The sequence below is a fragment of the Capillibacterium thermochitinicola genome (genome assembly GCF_013664685.1).
Lineage (GTDB): Bacteria > Bacillota > UBA4882 > UBA10575 > UBA10575 > Capillibacterium > Capillibacterium thermochitinicola.
Genome location: NZ_JAAKDE010000001.1, coordinates 60,461 through 83,473 on the forward strand (window position 1 = coordinate 60,461; position 23,013 = coordinate 83,473).

The window sequence follows — 23,013 nt, forward strand, 5'->3', positions numbered from 1 at the left end:
GCCGGTTCGGATGGAAAGCGGCCGGAGTTGGCTGAATTTAAGGAGGTTAATTGGGATGCGCAAGATGCGGAAAACAGGCGGTTTTTATCTCCTTCTTGTTTTACTTTTGGTGATGACATGGCCGGGAGGGACGGCGGCCGCAGTGGAGGGCATTACGCTCCGGGAAGCAATCGAACTGGCTTTGGCCAATCCCAACAATTTAGGGGCGGCCCAACGGGCGGTCGACGAGGCCGCGGCCAAGAAGGCCCAAGCGGCCGCCGGCCGCTGGCCGACCATCTCCTTTAATACGCAGTACACCAAGATAGGGCCGTATACCGTGGAAATGCCCGGGATGTCATTTCCGGTTGGCATGGGCACGGTGGAAACGTCCACCGTGGAAAAAGTGGAGGCTTCGGGCAGTTACTCTACAAGTTTAAGTCTGCAGTTGCCTTTATACATGGGCGGCAAGCTCAACTCTGCGGTTAAACTGGCGGGTTACGGGGTGGAGAGTGCCGGGCTCAGCTATGCCTTGGAGACCGAAAACCTGATTCAACAAGTGATCCAGGCCTACATCGGGTTTTTGAAGGTGGACCGGATGTGGGCGTTGAGCCTGGAACAGATCAAGATCCTCAAAGAACACTTGCGTTTGGTCGAGACCAATCTCCGGCTGGGTTATGCGGCCAAAACCGATCTGCTGGCGACCCAGATCCAGTTGACCCAGGCAGAGCTGGCGGCGGTCAAAGCGGAACACGGGCGGAAGATGGCCGCCGAGCATCTGGGTAATCTTTTGGGGGTTGACCCGGCGGCCTTGGTCTTGAGTTCTGAACCCCGGATCAAAGCCGGTTTTACCCTTCCCGCGTTGGAGCTGGCCCTCCAGCAGGCAGAGGCGGAGCGGCCCGAGCTGCAAAGCTTGGCGGTGGCGATCCGGATGGCGGAAGAGAACCTGAAACTGAGTAAGGGTTACTGGAAGCCCAGTCTGGCGCTGATCGGAACCTATGGGACGCAAAACCAGTCCAGCCCGACGCTGGAGGATGCGGTTTGGACTTACACCTTAAACCTCGACTGGCGGCTATGGTCGGGGGGAGCGGGCCGGGCGGAAGTGGAAGCCGCGGCGGCCAATTTACATAAATTACAACATACTTGGGCGCAGAGCAAGGAACTGATCGCCCTGGAGGTAAGGCAGAACTTCCTGGCCGTCGCCGAAGCCGGCCGGGTGCGGGAGCTGACCGCGCTCATCCGGCGGCAGGCCGAAGAGAATTATGAGTTGATCAAAGCCAAGTATGAGCTGGGGGCCGCCACCAATCTGGAGTTGTTGACTGCCCAGACGACGTTGAACAGTGCCTTAAATGACCAAGTGACGGCGGAATATGATTATTATTTAGCGGTTGCTGCTTTCTACAAAACGCTGGGCCAGACCGCCCAATTTTTACAGGAGGTAAGCGAGGATGCGTAAATTTTTGGTGGGGTTAATGATCGTCGTAGCCGTCACCGTGGTTGGCTTGCTGCTGACCCGCGGTCCGGCGCACGAAACGGGGGTCACGGTTGAGCCGGCCACGCAGGGGCCGCGTTTGGCGGTGGAAGTAGTGGAAGTGACCCGGGGCGATCTCCGGGAAACCGTGGCCATTAACGTGACCTTTGCGCCGGAGAGTACGGTTCCGGTGATCCCCAAGACCGGCGGGACGGTGACCCAAGTGTTGGCGGCCACCGGGGACCGGGTGCGCAAGGGTCAGACGCTGTTTTTAATTGACGATACCCCTCTGCAGCTTCAGGTGAAACAGGCGGAGGCGGCCTACGAGATGGCTTGTGCCAATTTGGCCCAAGCCCAGAAGGGCGCGTCGGCGGAAGAATTGAAACAGATTGAATCGGCGGTGGCCCAAGCACGCGCTTCATATAACAACGTGGCGGCCGAATACGCACGCATGGCCGAACTCTACCAAAGGGAGATGATCTCGCGGCAGCAATTGGACGCCATCGCCCTGCAAAAGGAGATTGCCGCTTCCAACCTGACGGCGGCCGAAGCACGCTTGACGGCCGTGCAAAAGGGAGCGACCAAAGAACAACTGGATATGCTTGAGGCCCAGGTCAAGCAGGCAAAAAGCGCTTTGGAGCTGGCGCGGTTACAGTTGAGTTATACCCGGGTGACTGCCCCGATTACGGGGGTCTTGGCCCAGTTCGCGGTGGAAGAAGGGAGCATGGTGGCTCCTTCCGCCCCCGCCGGGGTGATCATTGATGACCGGAAGATGAAGGCCCATGCCCTGGTGCCCGAGAGCTATGTCAATGCTGTAAAGCCGGGGGACCCGATTTTGCTGGAGGCCAAGGCCGTGCCGGGGACCAGCTTTACCGGAACGGTGACCGCCGTGGCACCCCTGGCCGACCAGACGACGCGCCAGTTTCCGGTGGAGATCGCGGTGGCGAATCCATCCAACTTGCTCAAAGCCGGGATGACGGGAACGGCTTATCTGACCATCAACGAGAACCGCAATCAACTGCTGATCCCGGTGGGGACCGTGTTGTACGACGGGGAACAGACTTATGTTTACGTGGTCGAGGGAGGCTATGCGGTGCGGCGTAACATTACCACCGGGCTTACTACTGGCGAAAGCGTGGTGGTGACCGCCGGTCTGGACGAGGGCATGCGGGTGATCAGCAGAGGCCAGCACCAGGTGAAAAACGGAATGGCAGTTGAGGTGAGATAGATGAATTTACCGAGTTTTGCCATTAAACGGCCGGTGACAACGTTCATGATCTTCTTGTTGGTATTGGTCATGGGTGTGGTCTCGATCACCCGGATCAACGTGGAGTTGTTACCGGAGATGACCTTCCCGGTGGCGACGGTATTGACCACTTACGAAGGGGTCGGCCCCCAGGAGATCGAAAACCTGGTGACCAGGCCATTGGAAGGGGTCTTGGCCACCGTGGCCAATATTGAAAAAATCACCACCTATTCTGCGGCCGGTCAATCGGTGGCCGTTCTTGAATTTGGTTGGGGCACGGATATGGATTTTGCCCTCTTGGAAGTCCGGGAAAAGATTGATCTGATCAAGGGTTATCTTCCCGACGGGGTGGAAGACCCCTTGGTTTTTAAGTTTGATTTGTCGTCGATGCTGCCCGTCATCAGTTTGGCGCTCAGCGGCAATACCGATCTGGTTACCCTGAAAAAGCTGGCCGACGAGGAGATTAAGCCGGCCTTGGAACGGTTGGCCGGCGTGGCGTCCGTTAACGTCTCCGGGGGTTTGATTCCGCTGATCAAGGTTGAGGTTGACCCGATTAAGTTGCACGCCTACGGTTTGACTTTACAAAACATCACCCAGCTCCTCCAGGCCGAGAACCTCAATCTGCCGGGAGGGACGGTCCAGGCGGGCAATATGGAACTGATCGTCCGGACGACCGGTGAGTTTCAACGGTTGGAACAGATTGAGAACCTGAATATTCCTTCGGCCCGCGGCGCACTGGTCAAACTGAAAGATGTAGCGACAATCTCCTTTACCTATGACGAGGTCAAAGGTTACGTGATGTTTAATGGTCAGCCGGCGGTAGGCATCGCCATCCAGAAGGAAACCGATGCGAATACGGTCAATATGGCCCGCCGGGTCCAGCGTGAGCTTACCCGGATTAAACACAATTTGCCCGCCGACGTTGACCTAAGTATCGTCATGAACCAGGCGGACTTTATTCAGTTCGCCATCGATACCTTGCAAAAGAACGCGGTGATTGGCGGTTTGCTTGCCATTGCGATTCTCTTTGTCTTCTTGCGGAACATACCCAGCACTTTGATTATCGGGGTGGCGATTCCGACTTCGATCATTGCCACCTTTCTTGTAATGTACCTTAGCAAGCTGGAGTTGAACATGATGACCCTGGGCGGGCTGGCGCTGGGGGTCGGGATGCTGGTCGACAACTCGATTGTTGTTCTGGAAAACATCTTCCGTTTTCGCGATGAAGGCTATGATCTGCGGGAGGCGGCGGTTGAAGGCAGTACCGAAGTGGGAATGGCCATTGCGGCTTCCACTTTGACGACGATTGTGGTCTTTTTGCCGGTGGTCTTTATGAGCGGTATGACGGCACAGTTCTTTAAGGAGTTTTCCTTGACGGTCACCTTCTCCTTGGTGGTTTCCCTCCTTGTGGCGCAGACGTTAGTACCGCTGCTCAGCTCCCGGTTTTTACTGATCAAGAAAAAGCCACCTGCGGAAGTAGCAGCCGGTCAGGCCAGCCAAAAAGAGCGGCTCGGTTGGTACAAAAAGTGGTTGGCTTGGTCTTTGACGCACCGGAAGACCGTGATCCTGGCCGTGGTCTTTATGACGGTGATCAGTCTGGTCATGGCGTTCCGGCTCGGGGCGGAATTTATTCCCAACATGGACCAGGGAATGATCATGGTCCAGATTACAATGCCCAAGGGAACATTGCTCCGGGAGACCGAGCGGGTGGTGCAACAGGTCGAAGGGGTTGTTTTTGCCCTGCCCGAGGTGGAGATGGTGGCGACGACGCTCGGCGGCGGGGGGATCAGTTTGTCCGGCAGCGGGATGAACTTCTCCTCGGCCAGCAGCGACCAGGCTGCGTTGACCATCCAGCTGGTCGATAAGAAACAGCGGAGCCGGAGCGCGGACCAGGTAGCCGAGGCGATCCGGAAACAGATCGACCAGATTCCGGGGGCCGAGATCCAAGTTCAATCCGCGTTCATGTCGTTTTCGGGCGGGAAGCCGGTCAGTATTAATCTGAAAGGGCCGGATTTTACCCGGTTGGGCGCGATCGCCGAGGATTTGGTCAAGATCATCCAAACGGTGGAAGGGACCAGGGAGGTCGAATCCAGCCTGGACGAGGGCCGGCCCGAACTGCAAGTCCGGATCGACCGGGAAAGGGCTTCGGCCGTCGGGCTGAACGCCTACACGATTGCTTCCTATCTCCGGACGGCGATTGCGGGTTCAACGGCGACCACCTTCAAAGTCGATGGCGAGGAATACGATGTGGTGGTGAGCCTGACCAAGAACGAGCGGGGGATCGCCGGTCTCAGCCAGCTGATGATCCCCACGCCCCTGGGGACGCAGGTGCCCCTGGGTGAACTTGCCGACCTGCACGTAGTGGAAGGGCCCATCGTTATCACCCGGGAAGACCAGGAACGGGTGGTGAACATTTCGGCGGCCTTGTCCGGACGGGATTTAAACAGTGCTGTCCTGGAGATCAATGAGAAAATACAGGCTTATCCCCTTCCGGCCGGGTACAGTATTGAGATGGGCGGGGAAGCGGAGGAGATGGTCAACGCCTTCCGGGATCTGGTGCTGGCTTTGCTGCTGGCGGTGGCCTTTGTCTATATGATTATGGCTTCCCAGTTTGAGTCTTTGCTCCAGCCGTTCATCATAATGTTCACCGTGCCGTTGGGCTTCATTGGTGCCGTTTGGGCCCTGGCCATTGCCGGCATCCATCTTTCGGTCCCGGCTTTATTGGGGCTGATTGTGCTGGCGGGGATCGTGGTGAATAACGGGATTGTGCTGGTGGACTACGTCAATACGCTGCGGAAGCGGGGCCATACGGCGGAAGAGGCGCTGATGCTGGCGGGACCGATCCGCTTCCGGCCGATTATGATGACGGCGTTGACCACGATTTTGGCCCTGGTGCCGACGGCGGTCAGTAACGGCGAAGGGGCCGAACTCCAAGCGCCGCTGGCCGTGGCGGTGATCGGCGGCTTGACCGTGGCCACGTTCCTGACGCTCATTGTGGTCCCCGTCTTTTACCTGAGTTTTGAACAACTCAGCCGGAAACGGAGAAACCGTCGGGCGCAGAAAGCGGCAAGGCGGGCGGTGAGTACCGGTTAGAGGGGGGTGTTCAAGGGCCTGTCCGAAACTTCGCCCAAAACATGGGGAATAAACAGGAATTTTCGGAAAGAAGTCGAAATAAATCCCGGAGAAGATTTCCGTCAAGGCCAAGGGGCCAAAAGGAAGGGACGGAAGCACGACCGGGAGGTAAATCATGAAGAAATTATGGTTATTCCCCATGATCTTTTTTCTCCTCATTTTACTGGCCGGGTACTTGCGCTGGGAGAAAGGCCCGCTCCAACAGGTTGGCGCTTACCAGGTTCAACATCTGAAGGACCAATGGACCGGCCAGCGCTGGGTCATTTTGTACGGTGGTTTGGCGGAGGAGAGTAGCGACCCTGATCACCGCCCGTACCCTTTATATAGCGGCGAATGGCTGCCCTATTTTAGCCGGGAGGAGCTGGATCTCCGTCTGGAAGAGGTCTTGAACCGGCCGGAGTATCAAGGAAAAAGGCAAATATTGCAGCAAAGGATTAAGGATTTGGAGATCGAGGCGGCCCGGGTGGCGGAAAGTACCGACAAGGCCCCGGCGGTGACGGAGACGGAACGGGAGACCGTCCGTCAGGCTCTGTATGATGCGACCTGGGAGTTGAATACCCTGTACGCCGGGGCGAAACAAGTGCTGCTCGCCGAGTATCGGGGGGAGGCCAAAAAGCGGGAGCTCCTGGCGACGGCCATTTGGGGTTTCCTCCTGGTGGTGACCTTCAGCTTTGCCCTCCACTATTTCCTGGCGGAGGTTAAACGGTGGAAGCAGGTGCATGAAACCTATGAGATTGTCGAGTATGTGACGAAAAACAACCGTTATCCGTTGGGGAAATAGGGCCGCCCGTCTTATAAACCTCCTTTTTGTTGGGGACATTAAAAAGAAAAAGGAGGTTTTTTCTTATGGGGAAGCTTAAAGTAGGGATCATCGGTTGCGGCCTGGCCTGGGAAAGGTTACATTACCCGGCCTTTCAGGAACTGGCCGATAAATATGAGGTGGCGGCGGTTTGCGATCGCAAACGGGAAGTGGCGGAGGATTGGGGGCGGCGGCTGGGCTTGGATCCGGCCCGGGATGTCTTTACCGATTACCGCCAGATGTTGGAACGCCCCGATCTACAGGTGATCGATATTTTAGTGCCGATTCCGCAAAACCATGCGGTGGCCGAAGAGGTGGCCCGGGCCGGGAAACACATTATCCTGGAAAAACCGCTGGGTGCCACCTATGAACAGGCGGTGGCCACCACTGAACTGCCCTACCGGTATGGGATTAAAATGATGATTGCGGAAAACTACCGGTACAGTGAAGAGTTCAACATCATCCGCCGGCTTGTCGCCGAAAAGAAGGTCGGCGCCCCGGTCTTCTTCATTTACCACAGCAGTAGCTGTTTTCCCTGTGCAATGAAGAAAAACACCTTTGCGGCCACCGAGTGGCGGCAGCATCCCCAGTACCCGGGGGGAGATCTCCTGGACGCGGCCATTCATGACCTGGCCGGTCTGCGCCACCTGTTTGGCGGGATCAAACACCTGTCCGCGTTTGGGGTCCCGCAGGATGATGACTTTAGCCCGTACGCCGTGGTTACGGTCAATATGGAATTTATGAGCGGAGTCGTGGGGAGCTTTTCCTATTTCCCGGCCGGACGTGAAGTGCAAAGACCCGCAGTCGGCCTGCGGATTTTCGGCACCCACGGCCAGATCTACCTCGAAGACACCGATTGCGGGGTGGTCAACATCTTTTACCACGATGGGGGCCATGAGATGATTGGATACCAACCGAACCGCGGCTATTATAACGAGCTCCTTAACTTCTATAATGCGCTTTACGGGACGGAAGAGATTGCGGTCACCCCGGAGGTGGAGCTCGGTGATTTCCGGACGGTTTATGCCATTTTGCAGTCGATCAAGGACCAGGATATTGTGAAGGTGGACCGGGCCCCCGCCTATGCCATGGCATAACGGGGGCGAAGGCCCTTGGCGACGGTGGCGGGCCGTTTGGCTTCCGGACCCTACGAGAAGTAGCCAATCATGTTCAGTTCGACAAGGAGGTTCCAAAATGGAGCAAGCCCGTGGCGCTCTTCCCAGCAGAGCAGAGATTCCGGCGGAGTACCGCTGGAAACTGGAGGACCTTTATCCTTCGGCCGAGGAGTGGGAGCAAGACCTGAAAACCGTGGAGACGTTGGCGGCCGAATTTGCCGGTTACCAAGGGCGGATCGGAGAGTCGGCGGCGACACTGCGGGCGGCATTGGCACTACGGGACCGCCTCGGCCGGTTGATGGATAAAACTTTCGTCTACGCCAAGATGCACCGCGATGAGGATAATACCAACCCCCATGGTCAGGCCATGGTTGAACGGGCCCAGGCCCTCCTGACCCGGGTGGGGGAGATGACCGCCTTTTTCCTGCCGGAGTTGATGGCGGTGCCCCAAACAGCCCTGGACGCCTATCTTCAGGCGGAACCGGTGCTGGCGCAGTACCGCCACTTTCTGGCGGACCTGATCCGGCGGAAGCAGCATATTCTTTCGCCGGAGGAAGAGCGCATTTTGGCCTTGAGCAGCGAGCTTGCCGGGAGCGGCGAAAACATCTTTACGATGCTGAACAACGCCGATCTGGAGTTCCCGGCGGTCCATGATGAAGAAGGACGGGAAGTTCCTTTAACCCACGGCCGTTACCTGCGTTTCCTGGAAAGCAAGGAACGGACGGTCCGGCAGGAAGCCTTTCTGGCGTTGCACCGTACTTACCACCGGTACCGGAACACGCTGGCGGCCGCGTTAAACGCCGGGGTGAAGAGCAACGTCTTTTACGCCCGCGCCCGCCGGTATCCTTCGGCCCTGGTTGCGTCCTTGGATGATGACAACATCAAAGAGGACGTCTATAACAGTTTGATTGACGGGGTCCATGCGGCGCTGCCCGCTTTCCAGCAGTATTTTCAACAGAAGCAGGCCATGCTTGGTTTGGCGGAGATGCATCCTTATGATCTTTACGTCTCGCCGGTGGCCGATTTTGAGCTGAAGATCAGTTATGAAGAAGCGAAGGCAGTCGTCAAAACCGGTCTGCGGCTGTTGGGCGGGGAGTATGCGGCGCTCCTGGATAAAGCCTTCACGGAAGGCTGGATCGACGTCTATGAAAATAAGGGGAAGACCAGCGGCGCTTACGCCTGGGGTTGTTACGACAGCCATCCTTATATCCTGATGAACTACCAAGGAACGGCCAATGACCTGTTCACTCTGGCGCATGAACTGGGGCATGCCCTCCACAGCTACCTGTCCAACCGGGCGCAACCGTACATCAATGCCCAGTATCCCATCTTTTTGGCGGAGATTGCCTCCACCGTCAATGAGGTCCTGCTGGTTTTGCACCTGATCGAAACGGCGCAAAACCAAAGGGAGAAAGTCTACTATCTCCACCATTTCCTGGAGCACTTCCGGGGGACGGTTTTCCGCCAGACGATGTTTGCCGAGTTTGAAAAACTCATCCACCAACAGGTGGAGCAGGGCGAAGCCTTAACGGCGGAGTGGCTGGAGGATGAATACTTTAGACTGGCCCAGTTCTACCATGGACCCGGCGTGGTCCTTGATCCGGAGCTGAAGGCCGAGTGGTCGCGGATTCCCCACTTCTTTTACAATTTCTATGTCTACAAGTATGCCACCGGCTTCTGTGCGGCGGTGGCCTTTGTCCAGCGTTTCCGGGCAGAAGGTCAAAAGGCGGTCGAAGCCTATCTGGAGCTTCTTCGCAGCGGAGGGTCGGATTACCCGTTGGCCCTGCTGGCCCGGGCAGGGGTGGACCTGTCGACCCCGCAGCCGATCAGCGAAGCGATGGCCATGTTCCGGCAATTATTGCCCGAGTTTACCCTTTAGGCTACAGGTCAGAATTTAAATTTTTGTAAACCAAAACGTTTTAACGCTATCCGGTCCTTATCTCGGAATTGATCCGGGCGGGGCGCCATGGCGGCAAAAAATGTGGTTGTGGGGATATTTTAGATTTGATATAATATAAAGAAGTTTACCGGATCAGTTTCCCTTTCGGACTTGAAGACCGTCAGGCGGAAGACGGTCTTTGGTTATTATAAAATATGCTGTATGATACACGGGAACAAGAGCAGGAGGTGTTTTTTTTATTGTCAAAAAAGAATAAGGTCGCTCTGATCCCCCTGGGGGGGGTTAGGAGAGATCGGCAAAAACATGTGGGCCGTCGAGTACCGGGATGAGATCCTGGTGATCGATGCTGGTCTCATGTTTCCTGACGAAGATATGCTCGGGATTGACGTGGTGATCCCGGACATCACTTATTTGATGGAACATCAGGAGAAGATCGTGGGGATTATCTTAACCCACGGACATGAGGATCATATCGGGGCCCTGCCTTATGTGATTAAACAGATTACCGCACCGGTGTATGGTTCCCGGTTGACGTTGGCCCTGGCCGAGGCCAAGCTGAAGGAGCATGGGGTGGAACGGAAGGTCCAGATGATTCCGGTTAGCCCCCGTGATGAGCTGAAGATCGGTTCGTTTAAAGTTGAATTCATTAATGTCAACCACAGTATTGCCGGGGTTCTCGCCCTTGCCATCCATACGCCGGCGGGGATCATCGTGCATACGGCCGACTTTAAAATTGACCACACGCCGGTTGATGGTGAACCGTTGGACTTCCATAAATTCGCCGAGCTCGGCGAGAAAGGCGTCCTGGTCCTTCTCTCCGACAGTACCAATGTGGAGCAGGAGGGTTACACCGTTTCCGAAAGGGTACTGGCCGAGAAGTTCGAAGAGTTCTTCCACGGTGCGGAAGGACGTTTGATCGTGACGACCTTTGCCTCCAATATCCACCGGATCCAACAGGTGGTGAACGCGGCGGTCCTCCACCGGCGGAAAGTGGCCTTTATTGGGCGGAGTATGGTGAATGTGGTTTCGATCGCGAAAGATCTGGGCTATCTAAAGATTCCGGATGGTCTGGAGATCGAATTGGATGAAGTCCAGCGTTTACCGGCCAATGAAGTGGTGTTGGTGACCACGGGGAGCCAGGGTGAGCCTTTGGCCGCGTTGAGCCGGATGGCCATGGGCGAACACCGCCGGATTACGATTATGCCCGGGGATACGGTGATTATCTCCGCTTCCGCGATCCCTGGGAACGAAAAGCTGATTGCTCGGACGATCAATCACCTCTATAAACAAGGGGCCCGGGTGATCTATGAAGCGGTGACCGGGGTCCATGTTTCGGGCCACGCCCGCCAGGAAGAATTAAAGCTTATGCTGCAACTGGTCAAACCCAAGTTCTTCGTCCCGATCCACGGCGAGTACCGGCATCTGGTGCAGCATGCCCGCTTGGCCCAAGAGATCGGTGTGCCCAGTAAAAATGTGTTTATAGCCGAGAACGGCGATGTCCTGGAGTTTACCGCCAATTCGGGCCGGATAGCGGGCCGGGTGTCGGCCGGCCGTATTTTCGTCGACGGGCTGGGTGTCGGCGATGTGGGCAACGTAGTCCTCCGGGACCGGAAACAGCTTTCGCAGGATGGCATTCTGATTGCCATCATTACCCTGGACCAGGAGAACGGGCAGGTTTTGGCCGGGCCGGATATTATCTCCCGCGGATTTGTCTACGTCCGTGAATCGGAAGCGCTGATGGAGGAGGTCCGGGCCAAGGTGATCGAAGCCTTGGACAAATGCCAGAACCAAGGGAATAACGACTGGTCCTTTATGAAAGGGCAGATCCGGGAGACGCTCAGCCGCTTCCTTTACGAGCGGACGAAGCGGCGGCCAATGATTCTGCCGATTATAACCGAAGTTTAAGGTGGTACAATTCTCCTGCCGGAAGGCAGGAGAGTTTTCTTTCCGTAAGTTTTAATTTGTGTTGGGGGGCATCGGTTCAGATGAAGCTTGGGGAGCGGCGTTTGTTTGGTTTGTTTGGCGATCCGGTCGGGCATTCCCTCTCGCCATACCTGCAGAACGAGGCCTTTCGCCTCCTGGGGATCAACGGGGTTTACTTAAGCTTTGCGGTGAAACCGGAGGAACTGGGGGCGGCGGTGGCGGCGGTGCGCTGTCTGAAGATGGGCGGGGTGAACATCACGATCCCCCACAAAGAAAGGATCGTTCCCTATTTGGATCGCTTGGCGGGGGATGCCCTGCTCACCGGATCGGTGAATACGGTGGTGCCGGAGGACGGCCAACTGGTCGGGTACAGCACTGATGGGGAAGGGTTTCTGTTATCCCTGCGGCACCAGGGAGAAATGGAGCCGGCGGGAAAGAAGGCGGTGCTGCTGGGGGTTGGCGGCGCAGCCAGGGCGGTGGCTTTCCGTTTGGTGCAAGAGGGAGTAGCCGCTCTTTATCTGGTCGGGCGTAATCCGGAGAAGACCGCCGGTCTGCAGGCGGCACTGCGCGAGCGGACCGGCTTTGCGGCGGTGGGGCTTTCTTTTGCTGATCCGGATCTGGCGGCCGTGGCGGCGGAGGCCGATTTGGTGATCAATGCGACCCCGCTGGGGATGTATCCCGTTACTGGCGACCACCCCCCCCTTCCCGCTCACGGCCTGCCGCCGAGATTGTCTCGTAGCCGATCTGGTCTACCATCCGCTGGAAACGGCCTTCTTGCGCGAAGCGCGGCGGCTCGGCTTGCCTACCCTGGAGGGGTTGGGGATGCTGGTCTACCAGGGGATTCTGGCCTGCCGCTTGTGGACCGGGCAGACCCCGCCTTTTGATCCGTTGTACCGGCTCTTAAACGGGTTGCTGACGCAAGGTTCGACGTCCATGGCGTAGCCGGGAAGGCAAAATCCCGGGTGCGGCAGGAAAAACTTAGCCGGTCGCGAAGTAGATCATGCAATTAAGCAATGAACTCCGGTAAGCTTTTTACGGCGCAAGGAAACGCAAAAAGCCAGACATAAGAGGGTGCATGCATGCGGTACAAAAGGAAGGATAGTCGCCGGTTCTTACCTCTCCTGCTTTTTTTCGTGATCCCGCTGGTGCTGTCAGGGGCGGAGCCGGAACCGAGCGCCAGGGTCTTGCCCGAGTTGCATCTGGACAACGCCGACCTTCGGATGGTCTTTCGCAGTCTGGCCGGGTTTGGCGAGTTTCCGGTCGTCTTGGCCCCTATCGTGCAGGGGAAGGTGACCCTTCCGCTCAAACCGGGCTTGACGGCGAAGGAAGCGGTTGAACTCTTGGCGGGGATGCACGGTTACCCCTGCTCCTGGGTGGAAGGGACCGCGCTGATTGGGGCGGAACCGGCCGCTTTGGCAGAGCGCTTCCTTGATCATTTCCAATGGTCACTGGCCAGTGAAGAAGCCGTGGTGGCCGCTTTAACCCGGGTTGTTCCCCGGGAACGCCTCCAGATGGAGGCGGGCCGGCAGGAGGTAACTGTTCCGGTCAGCCCATTGGAGGCCGAAAATATCCGTGAAGTTCTGAAGACCGTGGACCGGAGCGCCACTCCTTACTTGATGGTGGCGGAGTTGGTCGAAATTGAGCTGGATTATGCACAAGAACAGGGGTTGAACTGGGCGCTCCCCCGAACGGCCGTCCACACGCCTTTGCGGCTTGGGGCGTTTACCGCCACCGACCAACTGCGGCGGACGGTGGTGGGCAGGCGGCTGGCCGGTGAGCGCTTTTGGGTGGAGAGCAACCGGTCCGGAGTGGCTTTCCTCGGTGATCAGTACCCGGTCATTACAACCAACCCCGACGCCCGGGTAAATCTGATCCAGTACCAAAAGGTTGGGGTGGGTATCGAAGTGACTCCCCACCCCCGGAATGACGGCGCGCTTGGCCTCGAGCTGACCTTAACGGTGAGCGGGATTGGCGGCTGGCTCGAAACGGCCGACGGCCGCCGCGTGCCGCAGATCGAAAACAGCCAAATTATCGCCCAGCAGACCCTGGCGCCGGGGGAAACTTGTGTGCTTTCGGGTTTGACTTTTACGGAGCAGACGGCTTCCGCCCTGCTGCTGACCCCGGGCCAAGAGGGACCGTCGAAAGAAAAAACCGTCTGTTTGTTCCTGACTCCCCTTCCGGAAGGAACGGCTCCGACGAACACCGGTGCAACCGGCAAGGCCGCTTCGGCGGCGCCCGCGTCCGGGGCGGAGGTGATTCATATTGAGATCTTCAGCCCTGACCAACCCACGGCGGTGACGGCTACCCCGGTACCCCCACCGACACCTCAGGTGCTGGCGGAAGTAGTCGGTTTTGAGCCGCCTAAACCGTCCAGTGGGGAGGCCACGGGACCGGCCGGGCCACAGCCGGGGCCGGAACCGGCGCCGGGGCCGACGGCGGTGGTGGCCGAAAGCGGGGGTGAACAGCCGCCTGTTGCCTTGCGGGTGGCGTACCGGGTGGTTAGCGGCGATACGGTCTTTTCGATTGGACGCAAGTACGGAGTGGATCCGGCGGCCATTCTCGACGAAAACGACCTCCCCGCTTCGGGCCTGCTCCGGGTAGGACAAACTATCCGGATCCCGATTCCGGCCAATCACCTTTACCAACTGAAACCGAAAGAGACCCTTTGGCGGATCGCCCAGCGTTACGGGGTTACTGTTGAATTGCTGATGGAGATCAACAGTATTACCGATGTGACGGCGCTCCGCACGGACCAAATCATTATCTTACCGGTCCCCATTGACCAGGTAGTTAACGATAACTATTGAGGAGGAAGGGGAATGGGATGAAGAACTATATGGAAGATGTAGTTCTTGAGGTTTTGGAAGAAGTTCTGCAGGTCAATCCTGATTTTTGCCGTTGCCCAAAGTGCAAGCAGGATGTGGTTTTGATTGCCCTGAGTAAAATTAAGGGAAGGTACGCCTCCAGCCCGGTCGGGGAGATCTTTGCCCGGGTTGAACAGAGTGACCGCCAGGTCCGGACCGATGCCTTGCTGGCCGTGATGCAAGCACTCGAGCAGGTGGCGGCCTACCCGCGCCATGACGGGCCGACCAAATTGACGGAAAAATAATCCACAAGGGTGAGTAACGGAGGGGGAAGATGCGATTTTTAACGGCTGGTGAATCCCACGGGCCGGCCCTGGTGGCAATCATTGAAGGTTTTCCCGCCAAGGTTCCCGTGGTGCAGGAGGCAATCGACCGGGAATTGGCCCGGCGCCAACTGGGTTTTGGCCGCGGCGGGCGGATGAAAATCGAACGTGACCAGGTGGAGATCCTGTCGGGGGTCCGGTCCGGGGCGACCATCGGGAGTCCGATCTGTTTACGGATTAACAATCGGGATTGGCCTCGCTGGTCGGGGGTGATGGCTCCCTTTACCCCGCCGGAGACGGCTACGGTGAACTTGGCGGCCGATCCGCTCCTTGATAAAGTTTCGACTGTGGTGACAACGCCCCGTCCGGGTCATGCCGATCTGAGCGGGGCTTTCAAGTACGGCTATACCGATCTGCGCAATATTATTGAACGGGCCAGCGCCCGGGAGACGGCGGCCCGGGTGGCGGTGGGGGCCTTCGCCAAACTATTATTGGCCGAGTTTGGGATTTTTATCGGCAGTTATGTGACGCACATCGGTGGGGTTGGGGAGGATTACCGGGAACCCTTGACCCCGGCGGCGCAAGCCCGGGTTGACGAGTCGCCGGTCAGAGCCGTCAATCCGGAGCTGGCACAGGCGATGGTGGAAACGATCGAAGCCGCCCGGGAGCAGAAGGAGACCCTGGGGGGAATTTTTGTGGTCTACGCCACCGGTGTCCCGCCGGGGTTGGGTTCCCATGTTCACTGGGACCGCCGGATCGACGGACAGTTGGCCCAGGCGGTGATGGGGATCCCGGGGATCAAAGGAGTGGAGTTCGGGGTGGGCTTTAAAGGGGCCGATCTGGTCGGCTCCCAGATGCATGACGCCATCGGCTTCACGACGGAGACCGGCTGGCAGCGGGCGAGCAACCGGGCCGGGGGGATCGAGGGTGGCATCACCAATGGAGAACCGTTGATTCTGCGGGCGGCAATGAAACCCATCCCCACCTTGTACCGGGGGTTGCCGTCGGTTGACCTCAAGACCAGACAGCCCCGGGCTGCCGGGGCCGAACGTTCGGACTTGACTGCCGTACCGGCGGCCGGGGTGGTGGCCGAAGCGATGGTCGCTTGGGTACTGGCGGCGGCTTTGCAGGAGAAGTTTGGGGGAGATACCCTTCCCGAGCTTAAGCGGGCTTACCGTTCCTACCGGGAGGGATTGGATGCGGGACCGGCGGACAGTTAAACCGAACCTGATCTTGACCGGGCTGATGGGCTGCGGGAAAACGACGGTCGGCCGGCTACTCGCGGCCGAACTTGGTTGGGAGTTTGTCGATACCGACCAATTGATCGAGGAGGCCACCGGCCATTCGATTCCGGAGTTGTTCCGGGAGAAAGGTGAACCTTTCTTTCGCCTGGTCGAAAAGGAAGCCATTCGTGGCTTGGCCGGAAAAAACCATGCAGTGGTGGCAACCGGTGGCGGCGCGGTCCTGGATGGGGAGAACCGCCGCCTCCTGCAGTCGCTTGGTCTTGTTGTTTATTTAAAAACCGCTCCGGAGGTGTTGGGCGGCCGCGTCCAACGCAGTACCGACCGTCCCCTCCTGGCCGGGCAAGACGCCGTCGGGGTCCTGGCGAAACTCCTCCGCGAACGGGAAAAGTATTACTGCGAAGCGGATGAAGTGGTGAGGACCGACGGACGGACGCCCCGGCAGGTGGCGGCGGAGATTATAAACCTGGCGCGACAGTGGGGAGTCGGTACCGGATGACCCGGTGTCGGTCAGGAGGAGGATGAAGCGAACAATGGTGAGGCGGATGGAGATCAAGGCGGAAACGGAGACCTACCCCCTGTACCTGGGTTCCGGGTTGCTGGCCCGGGCCGGGGCCATCCTGCGGGAGGAGGGTTTGACCGGGAAGGTACTGGTGGTGACGAACCCGACCGTCGGTGCCTTTTATCTGGCGGTAGTGGTGAAAGCCTTGGCGGAGGCGGGTTTTGATGTCCAGACGGTGACGATTCCCGATGGTGAGGTCTATAAGCGGCTCGATCAGTTGACCAAGGTCTATGATGCCGCGGTCGTCGGTTGTTTGGAAAGGGATTCGACGATCCTGGCTTTGGGCGGTGGAGTGATCGGCGATCTGGCCGGTTTTGCCGCCGCCACTTACTTGCGAGGGGTGCGCCTGGTACAGGTGCCGACGAGCCTGTTGGCCCAGGTGGACAGCTCGATCGGCGGCAAGGTGGCCGTTAACCACCGGGAAGGAAAGAACCTGATCGGCTCCTTTTACCAACCGTCGGTCGTCCTTAGCGACCTGGAGGTCTTGACCACCCTGAACGAGCGGGAATTCAAAACGGGCCTGGCCGAGATCATCAAAGTGGGGCTGATTGGCGATTGCACCCTTGATGCCTTTCTTCGGCAGCACAGTACGGCGGTACGCCGGCGTGAGCCCGAGGCTTTGCTGGAGATCATCGCCCGGGCTTGTGCCTTTAAAGCCCAGGTGGTGACGGAGGATGTCCGGGAAAAGGGACGCCGGGCGATTCTCAACTATGGCCATACCATCGGTCACGCTTTGGAGGCGGAGACCGGTTATACGGTCTACCGGCACGGGGAAGCGGTGGCGATCGGGATGGCGGCGGCGGCGGCGATCAGTGTGGAGCTGGGGCTGGCGACACCGGAGCTAAGCCGGGCCACCCTTGAAGTCTTGACGCTTTATGAGTTGCCGACGACCATCGCGGGGATCCCGGCGGAGCAGCTTTTGGCCAGGATGGCTTGGGACAAAAAAGTCAAGAACGGCCGCCTCCGCCTGGTTTTAAGTCCGCGGGTTGGCGACGTGTTGGTGAAGGACGATGTGCCGCCGGAACTGATTTTAGCGGTCTTACGCCGGATGGGCGCGGCTTAGAGGGGGGATAGCCATGAAGATCCTGGTGTTACACGGCCCAAACCTGAACCTTTTGGGGGAACGGGAACCGCAGGTTTACGGCCGGGTTAGCCTGGAAACCATTAACGAAAAACTCCGGAAACTGGCGGACGAACTCCAGGTGGAGCTGGCGATCTTCCAGTCCAACCATGAGGGTGCGCTGATCGACCGGATCCACCAGGCCCGCGGCGTCGAACAGGGAATATTGATCAACCCGGCTGCGTATACCCATACCAGCGTTGCCCTGCGGGACGCGCTGGCGGCGGTTGCCCTGCCCGTGGTGGAAGTGCACCTGACCAATATCCACGCCCGGGAGTCTTTTCGCCACCAGTCATTGACGGCACCGGTCGCCGCCGGTTTAATCTGTGGTTTTGGTGCAGACAGCTATTTGTGGGGGTTGCGGGCTTTGGTTAAGCTGATTCGGGGCGAAAACAAAGACGAAAGTTAAGAGGCTACGAGGAGTAACTCGTAGCCTCTTTTTTTCCGATCTACGCTGGCGAGCGGGATCTTAAGGGACCACGCTGGTCTTGGCGCTTATATGTTTGTAGTTGGACAGGAAAACAAACTGCTCGGGTTGGGACGTTTCGACCAAGCCTAGCCGGTGGGCGGTTTTCCAGGAACCAATGTTGCCGATCTGGGTGCGCCAGCATGGGCGGCGGCCAAACTGCTCGAACTGGCTCCGGCTTAAAGCACGGGCACATTCCAGCGCCAACCCCCGGCCCCGGAATTCGGGGCGGGTGGCGACGCCCAATTCGCAGTAGTGGTCAGTGAAAGTCAGGGTGGACGCCACGGAGGCAAGTTCGCCGTCGATGAAGGCCGCCGCCACTTGTCCCTGGGTTAAGAGGTCTTCAACGGAAGGGAAGAATTCCCACAGCCAATCCTCGGCGGCAAAGACTTGCCGGAACAGCCCGGCATCTTGTTGTTGCAGAGACTTCACTGCGTTCCGAGTTGAGTAGGAAAAGCGCGGAACAATTTTCGGGGGTATCGTTCAGGAGCAACTGGACGGTATCCCGTTTGTGCGGAGGTAGCCTCCTCATCGTTTCATCTCCCAAATTTATTTAGTCCGACTGCCGTTGGGACGTGCGGAAGATCCGGTGGCTACCGTTAACTGCCAGGTCCTAAAATAAAAACACCCCCTTTGTTCAAGTCGCGAGAATTACCAGCGACCAACGGCTTGGAGGTGGCAATTCCTTGATTCAAGCATATGTTTCCCTTGCCAAAAAGCAATCCGGAAAAAACACTGTTTTTCCGGGAAAAAGACAGGGGGAGAAGCAAAACGCCCCTTCATAGTAAAAAGGGGCGTTCAGACTGATAATTTCCCGCACAGGGTTAGGTTTGGACCCTATTGTTCTTCTTTATCCTCCGGGAAATATTTAACCAGTAATTTGATGGCCGAATAGATAATGATCATGCCGAAAAAGGTCACGGCCAGGCTCTGCAGCAGGATGCGTAAAGTGGTGACTATATTATCGGACATTCACAGAACCTCCTTTTTACTATAATCCGAGGGAGCTGACAAGATAGATGAGGACTCCGGCGGCGAGAATGGAACCGACCTGCCCCGCGACGTTGGCCCCTACGGCCTGCATCAGAACGAAATTGCCGGGATTCTCCTTTTGCGCCATCTTCTGAATCACCCGGGCGGACATGGGGAATGCGGAGATTCCGGCCGCCCCTATCATCGGGTTGACCTTCCGGGGAAGGAAAAGGTTGAGGAGTTTGGCGAACAAAACCCCGCCTGCCGTATCAAAGATAAAGGCAAAGAGCCCCATCATGAGAATCATGATGGTTTTCCAGGTTAAAAACTTCTCGGCGATCATGGTGGAACCGATGGTAATCCCAAGGAGGAGCGTGACCAGGTTGGAGAGTTCGTTCTGGGCGGCTTTGGAGAGCCTGTCCAGGACGCCGCATTCCCGGATGAGGTTACCGAACATGAGCGAACCGACCAGCGCGACGCTCATCGGGGCAATCAACCCCGCGACCATCGTGACGACGATGGGAAAGAGAATCCGGGTGGTTTTCGAGACCTTGTGCAGATTAAGATCCATCGGAATCCTGCGCTCCTCCGGCGTAGTCAGGGCTTTAATCACCGGCGGTTGGATCAACGGGACCAGTGACATGTAGGAGTAGGCGGCGACGGTGATGGGTCCAATCAACTCGCCGGCGAAGAGATTGGCCACATAGATCGAGGTCGGACCGTCGGCGGCACCGATGATCCCGATGGAGACCGCTTCTTTCAGGGAAAAACCCAATCCGCGGGCCAGAAGGGCTGTCATAAAGATCCCAAACTGGGCGGCGGCACCAAAGAAGAGCATGAAAGGCTGTTGCAGAAGCGGACCGAAATCGATCATGGCGCCGATGGCAATAAAGATCAAAACCGGAAAAAGTTCCGTGTGGATTCCTGCGTTATAAAGGATAGTTAGAAAGCCGTTTTCGCCGATGGCCGAAGAAAAGGGAATGTTGGCCAGGATGGCACCGAAGCCGATTGGTAGTAACAACAGGGGTTCATAGTCTTTCTTGATGGCAAGGTAGATCAAGACTCCGCCGATAACAAACATCACCAAAGATTTCCACGTTATTGCCTGGATGGATGCGAGTAAAACTTCCAATACAAGATACCTCCTTGTTTAAATTCGATCGTGCGGTTGAGGTTGGGCGTACGCAATTACTATTTCATATTATAACAAGATACAGGGCGGAAAAAGAGATTTAACAAATATGCAATATTTTATTTCGCCCGTTCAAGGACGATTTCCGTTTAGGTGGGGAATGTTCAATAACAAAACGACCCGGGTTCGTCTGATCGTTTTGATACGGATCCCGGATCGACTGGGTGAACTTGGCACGCGCATCTGTTTCTTGACTGTGAAGGCGGGTGTCTTTCCTGGGTGGCGGAGGCAAGAAAAAGGTGCGGCCAATTTGGCGAACGAAGCTTTATTCGGTTGTTTCGCCCGCCGTCGGCGCACCGTATAAACGTGCTTCCAACTCTTTAACCCGTTCTTCTAAAGCAGTGTACTCTTCCTTCCTGATGTAGCCGAGGTTTTTCATGATTTCGCCAACCGTTTGCTGGATTGTCTCCTGGAGCGCTTTTTTTTCCTGTTCGCCCTTTTCCATCAGCTCATTGAGGATTCTTTTCCCTTCGGCCGCGGTGACTTCGCCCCGTTCTTCCAAGTCGCGGAGGAACTTCTCCGCCTTTTCGCGGGTTAGCGAGAAGGTGCCCAAGCCAAAAACCAATGATTTCTCAAGAAAACTTTTCATCGCGTCCCTCCTTTCTTTCCATATTATAAACGGTTCGGATCAAAATTATCATCCGGTGAAATCGTCCGGACTTCAACGGACGAAAGGAACCGGCGGGGAAAGAGCGAAATTAAACCATAACACGGCGGAAAGGAATGAGTGCTGATGCGGAAAGCAATAATCTTCGTCTGCGGTCTGTTGTTGCTGCTCTTTGGGGCAGGCGGGCTTTTCCTCCCGATTTTCGGTTATTTTTGGGCGCGGGACTGGGCATCTTTTGTTTTCACGTTCGGTTTTCCCTTTTTTCCGGTCTTTTATCTACCTTTTGCCGGTTGGCTACTGGTCACCGGCGTCGGCCTTTTGGCCTGCCGGTCGTGGGCCTGGTATTCGGTGCAGGCTTTTTGGGTCTTTCTTCTTTGTGTCGGCTTATTGGCGCTGGTCAGTTTTAATCTCCTGTCTCCCGTCCTTCAGTCGGTGGTTGATGTTGGGGTCCGGTTGCGCATGGTGATCAACGCCGTGCTTGGCTTGTTGCTCGTGCTCCTGCCCGTCGGTGGCCTGGTCTTCTTTGGCCACGTCCGCCCGCTCTTTACCGCAGCGGTGGAGGAGCCCCCTTGGGCAAGGTGGTCCGCGGCGACCGAAGAACGGTGGACCGAGTAAACATAAATTGTTTATTTCTCTTGACAATTTAGTAATAAATGGATATAATTTATACTATGTAAACTAACGAAAATTTAATATTCATTTTCGCGTTATAATCCAGGTAAAGGGGACGGTACCCATTCTTTTAAAACCAGGGTTTTATTGTGATCCGCAAACTGGTTTTCTCAACCTTTTTGGGTTAATGAAGGCGTTGAAAGAAAAGCGCCATGCCGACCAGGGTGCCATTGTCTTTCTACGGTTCTCCCAACAACCGGATTGGGCGGGAGAAATGTTCCCGAGACTAAAGGAAGCACTCACCGATTTGACGCTGGAATTAAAGGTGCAGAGAAAGAAGATAAAGATTATCCCGGTCCGGCTTGCCGACGATCGGTTATTACTGTTATATCCGGGGCTCACGCCAAGACGGGCGCTGATGATTACCGGTCGGTTGCAGGTCGTTTACAGCAGGCGGGTGGCGACGAGGGGCGGTCTTAGTCCCGATTTTCGGACTAATGTGATCGGATATGGTCCAGGCGAAAAGGAAATGACGGCCTTTTTGCGTCTGGTTTTTCATCATTTTTTACCGGAAACGGAAAGCACGGAGAAGGATTCGGGGGCGGTGGAAGAACTCCTGACTACTCTGGTGCCGCATATTGCCGAAAGTTATTTGCTGCTTGACCAAGCCCAAAACCTGGCCCTTTGCGATGATGTCTCCGGTTTGCCCAACCACCGGGCGGCCCAGACTGTCCTGGGGGAAAAGCTAAATAAATCCCTTAAGGAGCAGGCCCCGTTCAGCATCCTCTTTGTGGACGGGGACAACCTCCGGCAGTATAATGACGTCAGCTACCAGAAGGGTAACTGTATGATCCGGAAACTCGGTGAGATTCTGGCCAGCCAGTTGCGGCGGGGTGATTTTTTGGCCCGCTGGTTTTCGGGAGATGAGTTTTTAATTGTCCTCCCCGGTGCCGACCGCCGGAAAGCCGTGCGTGTTGGCGAACGCTTACGGCTTCTGGTGGAAGAGACCACGCGGGACTGGCTTTTTCCGATTACGATATCGGTGGGGGTGGCCAGCTTCCCCGAGGACGGGAAGAACTTGGAAGAGCTGCTCCGGAAGGCGGAAGAAGCCAATGCCCTGGCGAAAAAGAGCGGCAAAAATCAGGTCTGTGAGGCAAGGGCTTGTTACGGGGAGAGTGCCGCCGCGGTCTACCAGAAGAAAAAAACCTGTTGAACGGCGTGTGACGGAAGGAAAGTTTTGGCGGGAATGGAAAATCCCGCCGTTGACAAAGGATCAGCCGCGTGGTAAGATAAGGCCAAATTCCATAAGTGTTTCGAGGATCGGGTGAAGTAGGAACCGGTTTCGACAAAAGAGAGCCGGTGGTTGGTGCAAACCGGTGCGGCCGTTTCTGAAGTTACCCCCGGGAGAACGAAAACTTGAACCTGCCTCCGGCATTAGTAGAGTTTTCCGGCGTCAGCCGTTATCCAATGAGTGGCCATTCTTTACATGAATGGCAATTAGGGTGGTACCGCGAGCAACCTCTCGTCCCTACCGGGACGGGAGTTTTTATTT

General features: G+C 56.9%; 21 protein-coding genes and 1 other annotated feature. Of the genes, 17 read left to right on the forward strand and 4 right to left on the reverse strand.

Annotated elements, in window-relative coordinates:
• The first annotated feature begins 55 nt into the window (after nucleotides 1–55).
• The 15 genes from G5B42_RS00290 to aroQ all read left to right on the forward strand — a co-directional run bounded on the left by G5B42_RS00290 (nucleotide 56) and on the right by aroQ (nucleotide 18,021).
• Nucleotides 56–1,432 carry a TolC family protein gene (locus G5B42_RS00290; protein ID WP_181338443.1) on the forward strand — a complete coding sequence of 459 codons (1,377 nt, stop codon included), beginning with the start codon at nucleotides 56–58 and terminating at the stop codon, nucleotides 1,430–1,432.
• On the forward strand, nucleotides 1,425–2,675 hold the full coding sequence (locus G5B42_RS00295; protein ID WP_181338444.1) for an efflux RND transporter periplasmic adaptor subunit: 1,251 nt from the start codon (nucleotides 1,425–1,427) through the stop codon (nucleotides 2,673–2,675). The genes G5B42_RS00290 and G5B42_RS00295 overlap by 8 nt, the downstream gene beginning before the upstream one ends.
• Nucleotides 2,676–5,786 (forward strand): efflux RND transporter permease subunit, encoded by a 3,111-nt coding sequence (locus tag G5B42_RS00300; protein WP_181338445.1) that lies wholly within the window; start codon nucleotides 2,676–2,678, stop codon nucleotides 5,784–5,786. It begins immediately after the preceding gene.
• 154 nt (nucleotides 5,787–5,940) lie between these two features.
• Entirely contained in the window at nucleotides 5,941–6,606 is a 666-nt protein-coding gene (locus G5B42_RS00305) for a hypothetical protein (protein ID WP_181338446.1), read from the forward strand.
• A gap of 65 nt (nucleotides 6,607–6,671) precedes the next feature.
• Complete coding sequence (locus G5B42_RS00310; RefSeq protein WP_181338447.1) at nucleotides 6,672–7,721, forward strand: Gfo/Idh/MocA family protein; 1,050 nt, start codon at nucleotides 6,672–6,674, stop codon at nucleotides 7,719–7,721.
• A gap of 97 nt (nucleotides 7,722–7,818) precedes the next feature.
• A complete protein-coding gene (gene pepF / locus G5B42_RS00315) occupies nucleotides 7,819–9,618 on the forward strand; it encodes an oligoendopeptidase F (RefSeq protein ID WP_181338448.1) in 1,800 nt (599 codons plus the stop codon).
• Between the two features lie 324 nt (nucleotides 9,619–9,942).
• Nucleotides 9,943–11,544, forward strand: a complete 1,602-nt coding sequence (locus G5B42_RS00320; protein ID WP_181338449.1) for a ribonuclease J — start codon at nucleotides 9,943–9,945, stop codon at nucleotides 11,542–11,544.
• 80 nt (nucleotides 11,545–11,624) lie between these two features.
• Nucleotides 11,625–12,446, forward strand: a complete 822-nt coding sequence (locus G5B42_RS00325) for a shikimate dehydrogenase family protein (RefSeq protein ID WP_181338450.1) — start codon at nucleotides 11,625–11,627, stop codon at nucleotides 12,444–12,446.
• Nucleotides 12,406–12,504 (forward strand): hypothetical protein, encoded by a 99-nt coding sequence (locus G5B42_RS12310; RefSeq protein WP_407926891.1) that lies wholly within the window; start codon nucleotides 12,406–12,408, stop codon nucleotides 12,502–12,504. Before G5B42_RS00325 ends, G5B42_RS12310 begins: the two co-directional genes overlap by 41 nt.
• Before the next feature lie 137 nt (nucleotides 12,505–12,641).
• Nucleotides 12,642–14,369, forward strand: a complete 1,728-nt coding sequence (locus G5B42_RS00330; protein ID WP_181338451.1) for a LysM peptidoglycan-binding domain-containing protein — start codon at nucleotides 12,642–12,644, stop codon at nucleotides 14,367–14,369.
• Nucleotides 14,370–14,386: 17 nt separating this feature from the next.
• The gene (locus G5B42_RS00335) at nucleotides 14,387–14,671 is read left to right on the forward strand and encodes a late competence development ComFB family protein (RefSeq protein WP_181338452.1); all 285 of its coding nucleotides are present in this window, start codon (nucleotides 14,387–14,389) and stop codon (nucleotides 14,669–14,671) included.
• A 29-nt stretch (nucleotides 14,672–14,700) separates the two neighbouring features.
• A complete protein-coding gene (aroC, locus tag G5B42_RS00340; protein ID WP_181338453.1) occupies nucleotides 14,701–15,909 on the forward strand; it encodes a chorismate synthase in 1,209 nt (402 codons plus the stop codon).
• Complete coding sequence (locus G5B42_RS00345) at nucleotides 15,887–16,429, forward strand: shikimate kinase (protein WP_181338454.1); 543 nt, start codon at nucleotides 15,887–15,889, stop codon at nucleotides 16,427–16,429. The genes aroC and G5B42_RS00345 overlap by 23 nt, the downstream gene beginning before the upstream one ends.
• Before the next feature lie 34 nt (nucleotides 16,430–16,463).
• On the forward strand, nucleotides 16,464–17,555 hold the full coding sequence (gene aroB, locus G5B42_RS00350) for a 3-dehydroquinate synthase (RefSeq protein ID WP_231133093.1): 1,092 nt from the start codon (nucleotides 16,464–16,466) through the stop codon (nucleotides 17,553–17,555).
• A gap of 13 nt (nucleotides 17,556–17,568) precedes the next feature.
• On the forward strand, nucleotides 17,569–18,021 hold the full coding sequence (gene aroQ / locus G5B42_RS00355) for a type II 3-dehydroquinate dehydratase (RefSeq protein WP_181338455.1): 453 nt from the start codon (nucleotides 17,569–17,571) through the stop codon (nucleotides 18,019–18,021).
• A 60-nt stretch (nucleotides 18,022–18,081) separates the two neighbouring features.
• Here the strand turns inward: aroQ and G5B42_RS00360 are convergent, their stop codons facing one another.
• The 4 genes from G5B42_RS00360 to G5B42_RS00370 all read right to left on the reverse strand — a co-directional run bounded on the left by G5B42_RS00360 (nucleotide 18,082) and on the right by G5B42_RS00370 (nucleotide 20,831).
• Nucleotides 18,082–18,510 (reverse strand): GNAT family N-acetyltransferase, encoded by a 429-nt coding sequence (locus tag G5B42_RS00360; protein WP_331273991.1) that lies wholly within the window; start codon nucleotides 18,508–18,510, stop codon nucleotides 18,082–18,084.
• Between the two features lie 405 nt (nucleotides 18,511–18,915).
• Nucleotides 18,916–19,050 (reverse strand): hypothetical protein, encoded by a 135-nt coding sequence (locus tag G5B42_RS12035; protein WP_269206117.1) that lies wholly within the window; start codon nucleotides 19,048–19,050, stop codon nucleotides 18,916–18,918.
• A gap of 19 nt (nucleotides 19,051–19,069) precedes the next feature.
• Complete coding sequence (locus G5B42_RS00365) at nucleotides 19,070–20,131, reverse strand: sodium ion-translocating decarboxylase subunit beta (RefSeq protein ID WP_181338547.1); 1,062 nt, start codon at nucleotides 20,129–20,131, stop codon at nucleotides 19,070–19,072.
• A gap of 376 nt (nucleotides 20,132–20,507) precedes the next feature.
• Nucleotides 20,508–20,831 (reverse strand): phasin family protein, encoded by a 324-nt coding sequence (locus G5B42_RS00370; protein WP_181338456.1) that lies wholly within the window; start codon nucleotides 20,829–20,831, stop codon nucleotides 20,508–20,510.
• A 144-nt stretch (nucleotides 20,832–20,975) separates the two neighbouring features.
• Between G5B42_RS00370 and G5B42_RS00375 the strand changes: the two genes are divergently transcribed.
• Nucleotides 20,976–21,464 carry a hypothetical protein gene (locus G5B42_RS00375; RefSeq protein ID WP_181338457.1) on the forward strand — a complete coding sequence of 163 codons (489 nt, stop codon included), beginning with the start codon at nucleotides 20,976–20,978 and terminating at the stop codon, nucleotides 21,462–21,464.
• A gap of 193 nt (nucleotides 21,465–21,657) precedes the next feature.
• Complete coding sequence (locus G5B42_RS00380; RefSeq protein ID WP_181338458.1) at nucleotides 21,658–22,674, forward strand: GGDEF domain-containing protein; 1,017 nt, start codon at nucleotides 21,658–21,660, stop codon at nucleotides 22,672–22,674.
• A 94-nt stretch (nucleotides 22,675–22,768) separates the two neighbouring features.
• Nucleotides 22,769–22,994, forward strand: a binding site (T-box leader).
• Nucleotides 22,995–23,013: the final 19 nt, after the last annotated feature.